A 14,171-nucleotide genomic window follows, 5' to 3' on the forward strand; every position below is an offset into this window, starting at 1 on the left:
ATTATCGAATGGGTGTAGCATACAATGTTCGATGAAGATGTCCAGACTTAAACGACGCGTTTTTACAAATGCCATTCTCCATAGCGCTCAGCAGGTTTTTAAGCGAAGGCTTCCTGTGCTGGGGTTCATCTTGCTGTTCGCCTGTTTGATATATGTTGGCTTGATAGCGAATGTTTACTACCAAAACCAATCAGAAAGCAAAAGTGCGCAGGAGTTGACACGATTAGAATACTTACTGGATAGTAAGTTGCAACACGTTGCTCACCTACTGTATTCGATAGACGCTTACCTCAACACCCATCAAGATGCAGACTTTTATGAGATAGCGCAATCACAGCTTACCACTGCGAATTTAGGGTTGAGTATGGAAACATACGCAGTGGTTTCACCTGATCAATTCTCCATATTAGAGAAAGTGCAGCGAGAAAGAGGGTATTTTGACTTTAAAATTAGAGGCAATCTAGATAAACAGGCTAACCAATGGTTGGTGGTTACCCGTGCTGCACCTGTGTCTGAAGTTGGTCAGACCGTCGGGCAGGGGGAGGTGCTTGAGAGAGATATTTTTGCAGAGCGGGATGAGAATGACTTAACGACCTATGTCTGGCCAAATAGGCAAAAACTCAGTGTATTGATTGAGCAACCGCGTTTTGGAGAGTTTAAAACGCTACTGGGATTAAGTTTTGAGTTACCTTTTTTATTGGATTCATTATTTGGCCAATTATATCAGCAGCGTAAGCAACACTTATTGGTCTCTTCAAAAAAAGAAATTATTTATAGCTCCGATTGGCAGAAGCGCTTCGACCTTCATAATTTAACGCCAAGTGCGGTGCACACCATTAATTTTTATGGTTTGCCCATTACCATGCAGTTGTATGATGAGGCGTGTTTACATCCAAGTTGGTTAAATAACCATAGCGTACTGATTGTACTCTTTTTAGGTATTCTGGCCGCCTGTATTTTATTGGTGTGGCTCCAGCTAAGACAACTGAAAAATCGCAATGACACCGTCAATAATTTAGTTGTTGAAAGAACTAAAAGCCTAGAGGTGTCTAAGCACAGGTTACAAGTCGAATCTAATAAACGGTTAGGGGCTTTGCAGCAACAGGTCGCTGCAGAGCGTAAATATAAAAGTTTATTCGTTAATAGCCATGAAGGCTTATTTGTACTAGACCGCCGGGGCTACATTATTGACTCCAACCCCGCTTTCAATGCGTTACTTTTTGGTGGGCGTATTCCTTCGCCAAACACAGACTTTAGTGCACTTATGCAAGACTCTGAGTGTCATGAGCAGTGGAACCAGATTGTTGCCACTAAGCAAGCTCACCAAGAAATGGAGTGGTTAGCAAAAGCAGAATCGGGAGAGCATATCTGGCTTAGACATTCTGGGCATTGGCTGCATCAACCGGATAGTTGCCTGTATGAGGGGAGAGTGACGGACATTACTCAGGCTAAACTGTTCCAAGAACAATTGCGATATAAAGCGCAACATGACAGCTTGACCGATCTGCTAAATCGTCAGAGCTTCGTGTCTTTGGTTGATAAGCTCCGTGAGCGAAAACGCGCCAAGTTTACTTTGCTATATATTGACTTAGACCGCTTTAAGCTAATAAACGATACCTTAGGCCATCAAGCCGGCGATAAGCTACTTATCGAATTTGCAACAAGAATGCGTATGCTGCTTAGTAGCTATGCCGATATTGCCCGGCTTGGCGGTGATGAATTCGCCGTCCTTATTTACGATGAGCATCTACATGAACCAATTGAGGGGGTGCTTGAAGATATTCTTGCGCGGATCCGAGCGCCATTTCTGTATCAGGGTAACAGCCACTGTGTTAGTGGTAGCGTTGGCGTACGCCACTTTACCGTTCCGTGTCTACATTGCGATGCTGAGAAGCTACTACATGATGCCGATATTGCAATGTATGAGGCAAAGAAGCGAGGCAAGAACACTTATCACATATTCACTAATGCAATCGCTTGCGAAGCAGGTCGAAAGATCCAGATTGAGCAAGCGCTACAGGCAATAGTCATGTCTCGCGAACTAAGCCTGAATTTGCAGCCCGTTTATTGTCAAAAAGGGCAGAATTTAAAAGGGTTCGAAGCGCTACTACGCTGGAATAGCCCAACACTTGGAGAAGTAAGTCCTGCGGAATTTATTCCCATCGCAGAACAATGCGCGAAGATTTCAGAGCTTGGTCGCTGGGTATTTGATCAGGCGCTCAATTTTATCAATGCCGTAGGAGACAGCACCCTTTTTGTTGCTGTTAATGTTTCTCCGTTGCAACTCCAGTCGCAGGAATTTATCGATTGGTTAGTGTCTCGCTGTGAGGATGAAAATGTTGCGATGAAACAAATTAAGCTTGAGTTGACAGAATCCGCCATGATGGCAGAGGAAAACATGCTTATAGGGCCGCTGGAACAACTTCATCAAGCGGGATTTGGCATCTATATTGATGACTTTGGCACAGGTTATAGCAGCCTTGCCCGGCTCAATCATCTTCCCGTGGATGGCATTAAAATAGATAGGGCTTTTATGTCCGGCATTGAGCTGGGCGGTAAGGCGACGCAACTCATTGAAGCGATTTGCGCGATTGCGCACAGCTTTAACCTTGTCGTGACAGCCGAGGGCATTGAAACGGCAGCGCAGCTTGATACGTTATCAAGGCTTTATTGTCATCAAACGCAAGGCTATTTTATGTCGAAGCCACTGGTTGTGGCTGAAGCTAAATGCCTTGTTTCACCGAACAAAAAAGTGCATCAGTTATTTGCCTAGTTAACCTGAGATTTGGATAACAAAGTGACATCTCATTAGGTGATAGAAATAATGGCTGAAAAAGTGAAAATACCTATTGACCTTAACATGGGTTGAGGTTTTAACCTGCCTCCATCAACTTTAGGAGTCAGTCATGGAATTAGAAGCGAATATCAATCAATATCTTAGCAGCTTATCGTTACAGCACTTTGCTGGGGTTGAGCTGGTCACCGAGTTACAACAAAAACACCTTTCTCGCTACGCCTTCTCAAGTATTAATGCCATGTATGGTGAGCGTCTGTTGCTTGACCCATTACCACTATTTAGCCGTTTAGTGACCAACAAACAAGGTGGCTACTGCTTTGAGCATAACAAGGTGGCATTTTTAGCGCTGCAACAGCTTGGGTTTACAGTAAGGCCGGTTCTTGCGAGAGTAATGCTAAATGGTAGCTCCTCCAATCCTCGTTCTCACCGGATGACATTGCTTAATTTGGATGGTGAGCAGTACTTGGTTGATGTAGGCTTTGGAGTGAAGTCGCCTCGTGTACCGATTAACATCAATCAGGCCTTAACTATCCAAGGTCGGCAGACTTATCAAGTACAAAAAACAGCAGACACAGTCAAAGTGACTCTGTTAGAGGAAGGAGAAGCACCGCTCACTTTATATCATGTCGATCTTGCTGAAGTGTTCGAATCCGATTGTGAAGTGGCACACTTTTATTCCCATCAACATCCTGAAGCGGCGTTTGTGAATAACTTAGTGGTCTCTCGAATTACAGATTGCCACCGTTATTTACTGCGTAATCAGAGTTATTTCGAATGGCATGAATGTGATGGTAGTGTTACTGAAACTAAAGTGGAGAGCTTTGCTCAGCTAGAGCAGTTAGTAAAAGAGACATTTTTGCTTGAAACGCCAAGAGCAGTTTTAAAAAGCGTATACGATAAAGTCCTAACTCGCGCCGCAAATAAACCAGTCGAACGTTAATTCGACTGGTTTTACGGTATTACCACCTTCTAGCTTAGTCTTCCAACCTAGAAACCACAAAATAGGGGTTAAGATACTCGGCTTTTTGATTGTAGCGCAGAGGCTCTCCATTCACTTGGCTGACCTTTGCCCCTGCGATACTTGCCACCGCGTGTCCTGCTCCGGTATCCCACTCTGAAGTTGGGCCAAGACGAGGGTAAACATCGGCTTTACTTTCGGCCACTAAGCATAACTTAAGTGAACTGCCTTTAGGCACCATGTCGACTTGCTCGAAGCGGGTAAGGTACTCGGCTAAATCTGGTGAAGGGTGTGAGCGCGAGCCAACTACTTTGATTAAACCCTGATTGGGCTTGGTGGTGACTTTGAGCTCTATGCGAGCTTCACCCGTTTGCTTGAACGCGCCAATACTTTTTTCTGCAAGGTAGCTTTCATTAAGTGCTGGAGCATGAACAACACCAAGAATGGGTTCACCGTTATTAATAAGTGCAATATTTACCGTAAATTCGCCATTTTTCTTGATGAATTCCTTGGTGCCATCAATGGGGTCAACTAGCCAATACTCTTGCCATTGTTGGCGCTCTTGCCAATCTATTCCTGCGCTTTCTTCGCTTAATATCGGCATTTCGGGAGTGAGGGTTTTAAGGCCTGCAACAATAATTTGATGTGCAGCGAGATCTGCCTCAGTGACGGGACTTTCATCTTCTTTATATTCAACATTAAAGTCCTTGGCATAAATCTCCATAATCGCTTCACCAGCGCGAATACTCAGATTTAATACTTCTTCCAGCAGATCCGTATGATTCATGACTTACCCTATTAAATTTTTTGACAGTAGATAGTGTATTAGCTGCTGGACAGATTCTTCCAGCGACTGCTCGGAAGTATTTAAACATATTTCTGGACTAATTGGGGGCTCATACGCCGAATCTATGCCAGTAAAATGTTTTATTTCTCCAGCACGCGCTTTTTTATACAAACCTTTAGGGTCTCGTTGCTCGCAAACTGCAAGCGGCGTATCTAGGTATACTTCAATAAACTCGCCGCTTGCGACTAAGTTACGCACCATGTCTCGTTCTGCTTGAAAAGGAGAGATAAAAGCGGTGAGTACCATTAGTCCCGCATCGACCATGAGTTTGCTGAGTTCACCCACTCGACGAATGTTTTCGACGCGGTCCTCATCACTGAACCCTAAGTCTTTACACAGTCCATGCCTGACATTATCCCCATCAAGGAGGTAGGTATGTATGCCTTTAGCTTGCAGTGCATGCTCAAGTGCATTGGCCACGGTGCTTTTCCCTGAGCCTGAAAAGCCTGTAAACCAAAGCACGCAAGGCTTATGACCTTTTAATTCGCTACGTTTTGTTTTATCTACGGCATAGTTATGCCAAACAATATTTTCGTCCATACTTTGCTCTATTAAAATGGAAAGACAAATGGAATAACAGTCAGTACCGTTGCTGAATAAATCAATGACAAGGGCAGTCCCATGGTGACGTAATCACGAATTCGATAGTTGCCTGCGCTATACACCATGAGGTTAGTTTGATAGCCAAAAGGTGAGATAAAGCTCGCGGATGCGCCAAAGGCTACCGCCATTACAAATGGCAGTGGATTTACATCAAAACCACTTGCCAGCGCATAGGCTACTGGGAATGAAAGTGCTGCCGCGGCATTGTTAGTGATGAGCTCGGTAAATATCACAGTCATCACAAAAATGGCGATAAATGCGCCGTAAGGACCAAAATCCCCTAACAACCACAATAAGCTCGAGGAAATCTCTGCTGCCAGTCCGGTTTCAATCATTAACTTAGCCAGTCCTATCGCACTGCCAACAATAGCGACAAGCTCAATAGGAAAGCGGCGTTTCATCTCTGGGACTTTAATTGTGCCGAGCACCACAAGTGCGGCGAGTAACACAATCAACCCTTTTACCAGCGGCACAACCCCAAAGATACTAAGGCCAACCACTGTCGCAAAACTCGCAAGTACCGTGTTGGACTTATTGCGAGATAGATGTGTTTGTAAATCTAGGCCCGAGATATACACAAATTCGCGTTTGAGATTGGGGAGTGCATAAAAATCGCTGCTTGGTGCTAGTATTAAAGAGTCGCCCGCTTGTAATTCGACCTGACCGATCCCACCTTGTAGGCGGTCATGACCACGACGGATCGCAATAATAGCGGCATGAAACTGCTCCCTAAAACGGATCTCTTTAATGGTTTTTCCAAGAAAACGGGAAGACTGACTGACGACCACTTCCACTAAGTGCTCAACGTCTTTCTCGTGCTTATCATGGACTATCTTTAATCCATCGAAACGCTGTAACAGTGGCACTGAGTTGATGTCGCCCACAAATAGCAGAACATCACCAGCTAGAATTTCTTGTTGTGGCGTAACGGCACAGATCCGTCGTTCACCACGAATGATTTCAGCAAGAAATAAGTCTTTAAGGTCGCGCAGGCCGTTTTCTTCAACCGTGCGACCAACTAGCTTGGAGCTTGGCTCAACTTTTCCTTCTAAATAGAACGGCACGACCTCATCATTATTTTTGCCGTTGTCGGGCAAATATTTGAGCATAATCGTGATGGTCAATAAACCAACACTCAGGACGGCGAGACCAACTAAGGTAAAGTCAAAAAAGCCCAGCGGCGCCATTCCTGCTTCTACGGCAAAGCCATTAACAATAAGATTGGTAGAAGTTCCTATCAGCGTTAACGTACCACCTAAAATAGCGGTATAAGAAAGCGGTAATAACAGCTTAGAAGGCGCATGTGTTTTGCTCTCTTTAACGGTGGTGATAAGCGAAGCAACCACCGCCGTGTTATTAGTAAAAGAAGACAAAAAGGCGGTGGATAAACCCAGTTTAATCACCGCTTTTGCGAGACTACCTTGTGCCATTGAGTGGGCGAGTTTTTTGACTAAGGTTGTTTTTTCAATCGCAATAGAAACTAGAATAAGTAGCACAAGCGTGATTAAAGACGGGTTTGCATAATTCACCAACATCGATTCAAGATCGATGAGGCCAGTCAAATAACTGGTGGCGATTGCGCCTGTGAATAGCCATGCAGCGTTAATGCGTGTGGCAAAAAGACACACGACTAACGCTAGCATAATGCCTGTTAAAATGACTTGTTCCATAATGACGTCATACCTCGACTAACAGGCTAAATTGCATTATTTTAGCTTCGAAATATCAAGCGCTTGCCAATGAGGGAAGTGCTTGCGAACTAATGCATTAAACTCAATCTCAAATTCACTAAACTGACTTGAGGACGTTGCTGTTGCTGCTTCAACCGTTTCCACCATACCCGCACCTATGGTTAGGTTTGATAGGCGATCAATTAAGATAAACGAGCCAGTTTCACGATTATTTAAATACTCATCCGCAACGACATTTTCTGTCAGCTCGATGGTCACGATAGCAATTTCATTTAATGACAATGAATCGGCTTGACCGTGCTCAAGTGTATTCACATCGATAGTATGCTCGATATTTTTCACGATTGCCGCAGTTTTCTTGCTACCCAATTTAAGGTTATAACTTTTACCCAATTGTAGTGGTGTTTCGTGCATCCATACCAGCTTAGCAGTGATCTGATTCGTCACCTGAGCAGTCGACTCTGCAGGCACAATCACATCGCCACGACTCACATCGACTTCATCTGCTAGAGTGATAGTGAATGCTTGTCCGGTTTCCACTTGGGTTAGATTGCCATCAAAAGTCACGAGTTCTTTAATGGTTGAAGTCTTACCTGATGGCAATACTTTAACCGCTTGGCCAACGCTTAAACTACCAGAGGTTAATGTGCCTTGGAAACCACGAAAATCTAGGTTAGGACGTACTACATATTGCACTGGGAAGCGCGCTTCAAAACCATGGTTAGGCTCTGCTGCTGGAGAATCTTCCAGCAGTTCCAGCAATGGTTTGTCTTGATAATAAGGCGTGTTTTCTGAGCGGTTTACAACATTGTCGCCTTTAAGTGCTGACATTGGCACAAAGCGAATATCTTGTACATTCAGTTGCTCAGCAAACTTCAAGTAGTCGGCCTTTATGCGCTCAAATACGGCCTCATCAAAGTCAACAATATCCATCTTGTTTATCGCGACAACGAACTGTTTGATACCTAGTGAATCACAGATAAAGCTATGGCGTTTAGTCTGAACTTGTACACCATAACGGGCATCGACAAGGATAATCGCCAAATCGCTGGTCGAAGCACCTGTAACCATATTACGTGTGTATTGCTCGTGTCCCGGCGTATCGGCAATAATAAATTTACGCTTCGCAGTTGAGAAATAGCGGTAAGCCACATCAATGGTAATGCCTTGCTCACGCTCTGCCTGTAAGCCATCAACAAGTAACGCTAAATCTAGATCTTCACCCGCATTGCCGACTTTTTCATTGTCTTTGTGTAGCGCAGCTAATTGGTCTTCATAGATTTGATGGCTATCGTGTAGCAAACGGCCGATCAGCGTTGATTTACCATCATCTACGCTGCCGCAGGTCATCATGCGCAACAAGCTCTTGTCTTGCTGACGCGCTAAGTAGGTTTCAATGCCTAATTCTTTCACTTCATTTGCTGTTGACATTAGAAATACCCCTCGCGCTTTTTCTTCTCCATTGATCCTGATGAATCATGATCAATCACTCGTCCTTCACGTTCTGACGACGTAGATAACAACATTTCTTCGATAATTCCAGTGAGCGTATCGGCCTCTGATTCAACTGCCCCCGTTAGTGGGTAACAGCCAAGTGTTCTGAAGCGTACAGATTTCATTTCTGGCACTTCACCTTCGGCAAGTGGCATGCGGTCGTCATCGACCATAATTAATGTTCCGTTACGCTCAACAACTGGTCTTGGCTTTGAGAGGTAAAGTGGCACTATCTCAATACCTTCTTGGTAGATATATTGCCAAATATCGAGCTCTGTCCAGTTTGATAATGGGAAAACTCGAATGCTTTCGCCAGGGTTCACTTGACCGTTATATGTATTCCATAACTCCGGACGTTGGTTTTTAGGATCCCAGCGATGGTGTTTATCTCTAAATGAATAAACCCGTTCTTTTGCGCGAGATTTTTCTTCATCACGGCGCGCACCACCAAAAGCCGCATCAAAGCCATATTGATCTAGCGCTTGCTTCAGGCCTTGTGTTTTCATGATATCGGTATGCTTAGATGAACCATGAACAAATGGACTGATGTTCATCTCTAGTCCTTCTGGGTTTTTGTGCACAAGCAGTTCAAATCCGTACTCTTTTGCTAATCTATCGCGAAACTCGATCATTTCTCTAAATTTCCAATTGGTATCAACGTGGAGTAGAGGAAAAGGAATTTTCGCTGGGTAGAAAGCCTTACGAGCAAGGTGAAGCAGTACCGACGAGTCTTTACCTATCGAATACAGCATTACCGGGTTTTCAAATTCTGCGGCAACCTCTCGGATGATCTTTATGCTCTCAGCTTCGAGTTGCTGGAGATGGGTTAAAGCCATGATTAATGTCCTACTTATAAATTTAACTATCTTGTACTTTAATTACGCGACTTGCGTAATGGGTTGAGCAAAGCTACTGATTTGATTGTTCTTATTAAACCAAGCTAATTGCTCATGTAATGCTGCTACTTCACCAATAATCAATAGTGCTGGCGACTGAATATCATGCGCAGTAATAGTCTGTGCAAGTTGATCTAATTGTGTTCTTACGACACGCTGAGATTTGCGCGTGCCATTTTCAACAATTGCCACTGGTGTATTCGGCGAGCGACCATGAGCGAGTAATTGCGCCTGAATATGCGGCGATTTAATCACTCCCATGTATACGGCAAGCGTTTGATTCGTCTTAGCTAAGCCTTCCCAGTCGAGTTCCTGTCCATCCTGCTTACAATGTCCCGTAACGAATTGAATGGCTTGAGCATGATCTCTATGAGTTAGTGGAATACCAGCGTATGCGCTACATCCTGCAGCAGCAGTAATACCAGGGACAATTTGATATTTCACGTTATTTTCGGCCAATACTTGCACTTCTTCGCCACCGCGACCGTAAATAAATGGGTCGCCGCCTTTTATTCTACAAACCTTTTTACCTTGTTTGGCTAAATCAACCAAAATCTCGTTGGTTTGTTCTTGTTTAACACTATGATTACCGGCTTTTTTGCCCACGCAGATTAAATCAGCGTCACGACGTACAAGATCCATGATTTCGTCAGATACCAGATAATCATACACTACCACATCGGCTTGTTGCATTAGTTGTAATGCCTTAAGCGTCAGTAGCTCAGGGTCGCCAGGGCCGGCACCGACGACATAAACCTCGCCTTCAGGGGAGGGAGTGCTTTTTAGCATGGCTTCAAGTTGAATTTGTGCATTTTCATTGTTACCAGCTTGTACTTCACTTACCACATTTGAATCAAAGACAGATTCCCAAAACTGTCGGCGGTCAGCAAAGTGTTTAAAGCGCGCTTTCACTTTATGTCTGAATTGACCAACAAGCGTTGCCAGCGGACCAATATGCTGTGGAATAAGGGTTTCTAACTTCTCTCGTAATCGTCTTGCAAGGACGGGCGCAGTTCCAGCACTAGATATGGCAATCGTTATAGGGTTTCTATCCACGATTGAAGGAAAAATAAAATTACACTTTGGTTGGTCGTCGACTACGTTAACGAAAAGGTTGCGCGCTTCAGCAAGCTCTGCCACCTCTGCATTTACGGCTTCAATATCCGTTGCTGCAACGACTAACATGGCATTGTCTAGGTCTGATGCATCAAATGGCTTATGCCGAAGTGCAACGCTTGAATCTGCTGCTAGTGATAAAAGCTCAGTGCAAAACTCAGGTGAAACCAAAGTGACTGCTGCATTGGCTTTTAAAAAGGCGCGGCACTTTCTCAGCGCAACCTCACCACCACCTACAATCAATACAGGTTTATTTTCTAGTTTGGTAAAAATTGGCAAGTATTGCACGATAACCTCTGCTAAACATCACGACGGTTGATATCAATATTGATTGATATCGGTAATAGTGCGCAGCATATAGAGTTGCAAATGTGGGAAAAAATAATTTAAACCGACTCAATATAACCAAAAGTTATAAAGAAAGTGGCTAAATCTCATTTTCTTTTTATTTCATGGGATTAGCTTGAGTTTTTGCTGTGATTTGACGATTATAGTGTTTGGTTATGAGATATTCATTTAATGAACAATAGTAAAAACCGTATCCGACAGCTAATTGTATGCGGACATTTGTCCTATTTCTGGTGCTGCTGTATGCATTTAACTAGGGTCTGTTGACCTTTGCTGCAAAAACAAACTTGAAAGATGAACAGGCCCTCGGCTTATTACATAGAATGAAAAGGAACACGGTAATGACTTTACAATCTGATGCTCGGTTGTCGCTGAGTTTAATGGATTTGACCTCTTTGAAAGAGGACGATACGCCGGCAAGCATTCTCGCGTTATTGAATAGCATTAACCCTGATATTGGACTACCAGCGGCTATTTGTGTGTATCCGCAGTTTGTGACGTTAGTAAAAGAAGAGTTGGAAAAGCGTGAGTGGTCGCAGATAAAAGTAGCAACGGTGACCAACTTCCCATCGGGAGAGCAAAAGCTCCAGCAGGTCGTTGCACAAACTCATTCAGCAATCGCAGATGGTGCCGACGAAATTGATCTCGTGCTTCCTTATCAGCAGCTGATGGCGGGTGATCCAGATACACCTTGGCAATATGTGCATTCAAGCAAGCTTGCCTGTCAAGGTAAAGCAAAGCTCAAGGTCATCATCGAAAGTGGCGTATTGGCTAAGCCAAAGCTCATTGCGGAAGCCGCGCAGCTTGCCATTATGGCGGGCGCGGATTTTGTTAAAACAAGTACAGGTAAGGTTGCTGTCAATGCTACACCAGAAGCGGCAGAAGTTATCCTTAAGACAATCAAAAGCAGCGGTAAATCGGTTGGATTTAAAGCGGCCGGTGGAGTAAAGTCAGTAGTAGAAGCGCAGCGATATTTACGATTGGCGGAAGAAATTATGGGGGCCGAGTGGCTCAATGCCAATAATTTTAGATTTGGTGCTTCAAGCCTATTGAGTGATGTAGCAGTGGTTGTGAATGGACAGAGCGAGTGAAGCAGAAAAAATAAAACTTGAGCATGACGCGGCTAAACTGTTTTTACGCAGTTATGAAAAGCAGTTTGCAGTGCACATGCGCCATATTTGGCACAATGAGCCAAATAAACCAGACGTCAGTTGTTATCAAGGAAAAACACAGCTTGATATAGAAATAGCCCATTTTTATGCCAGTGAGAATGAAGCGATGGCTGTGCTTGGGCGTCCGCTGTCTCTCTCCACGCAAAGAGAGCTGGCAGCAATGAGCCAAGCCGCTGACTCCGATCAACTGAGTATCGGTTTACAGCGGTTGCTCAATCAAAAAGCTAAAAAACACTATGATTCACAACGCGTTTGGTTGTTAATTCGAAATGCTAGCCCCATTTATCATCTTGGCGATTTTAAGCGCTTAAAAGCCACTTGGGAGATCCCTGATTGTCACCCATTTGAGCAAGTTTGGGTGCTTTGTGATTTTTATCACGGAGATTTATTGCGTCTTTTCTGAAGACGTCGCAAAACTAAGTTTAGATTAAATGTTACTTTGCATATCTTTTACACTTGTTTTCGTTTGCTTCGTCAGTATAATGGGCATCCACTTTGCAGGGGCGTAGTTCCAATTGGTAGAACAGCGGTCTCCAAAACCGATGGTTGCGGGTTCGAGTCCTGCCGCCCCTGCCAATTCAGCAACAAGTCCACATTTAAAATAACGTGACCCAAAACCACTTAAGTCGCTTATTTGTAAATTTGGATTGAATGGATTTACCCTGTTCTATGCAGGGTTGTTGTGTCTGTATTTAAGGTAAAATTGATTATGAGCACTAATGTTGAAAACTCGTCGAGCTCGATGGACACGGTAAAGTGGCTAGCTGCTATTGCACTTCTAACTGGTGCCGTAGTTGGTAATTATCTATATGCCGATTTATCTGTTTTAGTACGCGCTGTTGGCGTGGTTGCAGCTATCGCTGCGGCTTTGGGCATTTTGGTAACGACTGAAAAAGGCCGTACCTTTATCGCTTTTGCTAAAGAATCACGTATTGAAGTACGTAAAGTTATCTGGCCAACGCGTCAGGAAGCGACTCACACTACTTTTATCGTGATCATTGCAACGGTGATTATGGCATTAATCCTATGGGGATTAGATGGTATACTTTTCCGTGCAGTAGGCTTTTTAACTGGATTGGAGATCTGATCCCATGTCGGATGAGAACAAAGAAAAGAAATTACGTTGGTACGTGATCCAAGCGTTTTCAGGTTTTGAAAAACGCGTAGCACAAACCATTATCGAGCATATTAAAATCGAAGGGTTAGAAGACCTATTCGGTGAGATCCTTGTGCCGACTGAAGAAGTGGTTGAAATGCGTGCAGGTCAGAAACGTAAATCTGAGCGTAAATTCTTCCCTGGCTATGTATTAGTTCAAATGGTAATGGACGATGCGTCTTGGCACTTGGTGAATAGTACACCGCGTGTAATGGGCTTTGTTGGTGGTACGTCAGACCGTCCTGCACCAATCAGTCAAAAAGAAGCAGATCGTATTCTTAACCGTCTGCAAGAAAATGCTGAAGCACCGAAACCTGCTACTTTATTTGAACCGGGTGAAGTGGTTCGTGTTACAGATGGTCCATTTGCTGACTTCAACGGTGTGGTTGAAGAAGTGGATTACGAAAAGAGTCGCCTGAAAGTTTCGGTACTTATTTTCGGTCGTTCAACGCCTGTAGACCTAGAATTTGGTCAGGTTGAGAAAGACAAATAAATTCTAACTTGAAAAAGTTGTCAAAGGCCGCTGATTAATCTATAATCAGCGGCCTTTTTGTTGTACGCAAAAATATGCGGCAAAAAGACTGAATTTTTTAACTGGGAAGCCGTTTGAGTACGCGTCCTCGCGCGCACGAGGCAAAGACCCACAATTGAGGTATTATCATGGCTAAGAAAGTTGAAGCTCTAATCAAGCTACAAGTTGCTGCTGGTATGGCTAACCCTAGTCCTCCAGTAGGTCCTGCATTAGGTCAACACGGTGTAAACATCATGGAATTCTGTAAAGCGTTCAACGCACGTACAGAGTCTATCGAAAAAGGCGCACCTGTTCCTGTTGTTATTTCTGTTTACAGTGACCGTTCTTTCACTTTTGAAATGAAGACTCCACCTGCGGCATACCTTCTTAAGAAGGCTGCTGGTATCAAGTCTGGTTCTGGTCGTCCTAACACTGAAAAAGTTGGTACAGTTACTCGTGCTCAACTTGAAGAGATCGTTGAGACGAAACGTCCAGATCTTACTGCTGCTGATATGGACGCAGCTGTACGCACGATTGCAGGTTCTGCACGTGCAATGGGCTTGAACGTAGAGGAGTAATTGA

General features: G+C 44.0%; 13 protein-coding genes and 1 tRNA gene. 8 read left to right on the plus strand and 6 right to left on the minus strand.

The window, feature by feature from the left end; genetic code table 11:
* Positions 1 to 115 precede the first annotated feature (115 nt).
* On the plus strand, positions 116 to 2,773 hold the full coding sequence (locus EXT47_RS01295) for a bifunctional diguanylate cyclase/phosphodiesterase (RefSeq protein ID WP_240701581.1): 2,658 nt from the start codon (positions 116 to 118) through the stop codon (positions 2,771 to 2,773).
* A gap of 133 nt (positions 2,774 to 2,906) precedes the next feature.
* Entirely contained in the window at positions 2,907 to 3,737 is an 831-nt protein-coding gene (locus tag EXT47_RS01300) for an arylamine N-acetyltransferase (protein WP_130125753.1), read from the plus strand.
* Between the two features lie 34 nt (positions 3,738 to 3,771).
* On the opposite strand, the gene cysQ is transcribed toward EXT47_RS01300, so the two are convergent.
* The 6 genes from cysQ to cysG are packed head-to-tail and all read right to left on the minus strand — an operon-like array spanning position 3,772 to position 10,690.
* Positions 3,772 to 4,542: a 3'(2'),5'-bisphosphate nucleotidase CysQ gene (gene cysQ / locus EXT47_RS01305; protein WP_039494571.1), complete on the minus strand. Its 771-nt coding sequence runs from the start codon at positions 4,540 to 4,542 to the stop codon at positions 3,772 to 3,774.
* Positions 4,543 to 4,545: 3 nt separating this feature from the next.
* Positions 4,546 to 5,142 (minus strand): adenylyl-sulfate kinase, encoded by a 597-nt coding sequence (cysC, locus tag EXT47_RS01310; RefSeq protein ID WP_010607813.1) that lies wholly within the window; start codon positions 5,140 to 5,142, stop codon positions 4,546 to 4,548.
* A gap of 11 nt (positions 5,143 to 5,153) precedes the next feature.
* The gene (locus EXT47_RS01315) at positions 5,154 to 6,878 is read right to left on the minus strand and encodes an SLC13 family permease (protein WP_172439990.1); all 1,725 of its coding nucleotides are present in this window, start codon (positions 6,876 to 6,878) and stop codon (positions 5,154 to 5,156) included.
* Between the two features lie 33 nt (positions 6,879 to 6,911).
* Positions 6,912 to 8,327, minus strand: a complete 1,416-nt coding sequence (cysN, locus tag EXT47_RS01320) for a sulfate adenylyltransferase subunit CysN (protein ID WP_130125754.1) — start codon at positions 8,325 to 8,327, stop codon at positions 6,912 to 6,914.
* On the minus strand, positions 8,327 to 9,226 hold the full coding sequence (gene cysD, locus EXT47_RS01325; RefSeq protein ID WP_010376235.1) for a sulfate adenylyltransferase subunit CysD: 900 nt from the start codon (positions 9,224 to 9,226) through the stop codon (positions 8,327 to 8,329). Before cysD ends, cysN begins: the two co-directional genes overlap by 1 nt.
* A gap of 42 nt (positions 9,227 to 9,268) precedes the next feature.
* On the minus strand, positions 9,269 to 10,690 hold the full coding sequence (gene cysG / locus EXT47_RS01330; protein WP_130125755.1) for a siroheme synthase CysG: 1,422 nt from the start codon (positions 10,688 to 10,690) through the stop codon (positions 9,269 to 9,271).
* 401 nt (positions 10,691 to 11,091) lie between these two features.
* On the opposite strand from cysG, the gene deoC reads away from it, so the two are divergent.
* The 6 genes from deoC (at position 11,092) to rplK (ending at position 14,167) form a co-directional block, all read left to right on the plus strand.
* The gene (deoC, locus tag EXT47_RS01335) at positions 11,092 to 11,841 is read left to right on the plus strand and encodes a deoxyribose-phosphate aldolase (protein WP_010607817.1); all 750 of its coding nucleotides are present in this window, start codon (positions 11,092 to 11,094) and stop codon (positions 11,839 to 11,841) included.
* A complete protein-coding gene (locus tag EXT47_RS01340) occupies positions 11,825 to 12,325 on the plus strand; it encodes a hypothetical protein (protein ID WP_130125756.1) in 501 nt (166 codons plus the stop codon). The genes deoC and EXT47_RS01340 overlap by 17 nt, the downstream gene beginning before the upstream one ends.
* Before the next feature lie 96 nt (positions 12,326 to 12,421).
* Positions 12,422 to 12,498 (plus strand) — tRNA-Trp (locus EXT47_RS01345).
* A gap of 133 nt (positions 12,499 to 12,631) precedes the next feature.
* Positions 12,632 to 13,009 carry a preprotein translocase subunit SecE gene (secE, locus tag EXT47_RS01350; RefSeq protein ID WP_010376231.1) on the plus strand — a complete coding sequence of 126 codons (378 nt, stop codon included), beginning with the start codon at positions 12,632 to 12,634 and terminating at the stop codon, positions 13,007 to 13,009.
* A 4-nt stretch (positions 13,010 to 13,013) separates the two neighbouring features.
* Positions 13,014 to 13,571: a transcription termination/antitermination protein NusG gene (gene nusG, locus EXT47_RS01355; RefSeq protein WP_010376230.1), complete on the plus strand. Its 558-nt coding sequence runs from the start codon at positions 13,014 to 13,016 to the stop codon at positions 13,569 to 13,571.
* Positions 13,572 to 13,738: 167 nt separating this feature from the next.
* Complete coding sequence (rplK, locus tag EXT47_RS01360) at positions 13,739 to 14,167, plus strand: 50S ribosomal protein L11 (RefSeq protein WP_010376229.1); 429 nt, start codon at positions 13,739 to 13,741, stop codon at positions 14,165 to 14,167.
* The last annotated feature ends 4 nt before the right edge of the window (positions 14,168 to 14,171 follow it).

This window comes from Pseudoalteromonas sp. CO342X, from assembly GCF_004208915.1.
GTDB classification, from domain to species: Bacteria; Pseudomonadota; Gammaproteobacteria; order Enterobacterales; family Alteromonadaceae; genus Pseudoalteromonas; species Pseudoalteromonas maricaloris.

Excerpts from the sequence above, each read along its gene's own strand:
- EXT47_RS01300 (WP_130125753.1), top strand. The coding sequence starts at position 2,907 with ATGGAATTAGAAGCGAATATCAATCAATATCTTAGCAGCTTATCGTTA.
- cysQ (WP_039494571.1), bottom strand. The coding sequence starts at position 4,542 with ATGAATCATACGGATCTGCTGGAAGAAGTATTAAATCTGAGTATTCGC.
- cysC (WP_010607813.1), bottom strand. The coding sequence starts at position 5,142 with ATGGACGAAAATATTGTTTGGCATAACTATGCCGTAGATAAAACAAAA.
- cysN (WP_130125754.1), bottom strand. The coding sequence starts at position 8,327 with ATGTCAACAGCAAATGAAGTGAAAGAATTAGGCATTGAAACCTACTTA.
- cysD (WP_010376235.1), bottom strand. The coding sequence starts at position 9,226 with ATGGCTTTAACCCATCTCCAGCAACTCGAAGCTGAGAGCATAAAGATC.
- deoC (WP_010607817.1), top strand. The coding sequence starts at position 11,092 with ATGACTTTACAATCTGATGCTCGGTTGTCGCTGAGTTTAATGGATTTG.
- EXT47_RS01340 (WP_130125756.1), top strand. The coding sequence starts at position 11,825 with ATGGACAGAGCGAGTGAAGCAGAAAAAATAAAACTTGAGCATGACGCG.
- secE (WP_010376231.1), top strand. The coding sequence starts at position 12,632 with ATGAGCACTAATGTTGAAAACTCGTCGAGCTCGATGGACACGGTAAAG.
- nusG (WP_010376230.1), top strand. The coding sequence starts at position 13,014 with ATGTCGGATGAGAACAAAGAAAAGAAATTACGTTGGTACGTGATCCAA.
- rplK (WP_010376229.1), top strand. The coding sequence starts at position 13,739 with ATGGCTAAGAAAGTTGAAGCTCTAATCAAGCTACAAGTTGCTGCTGGT.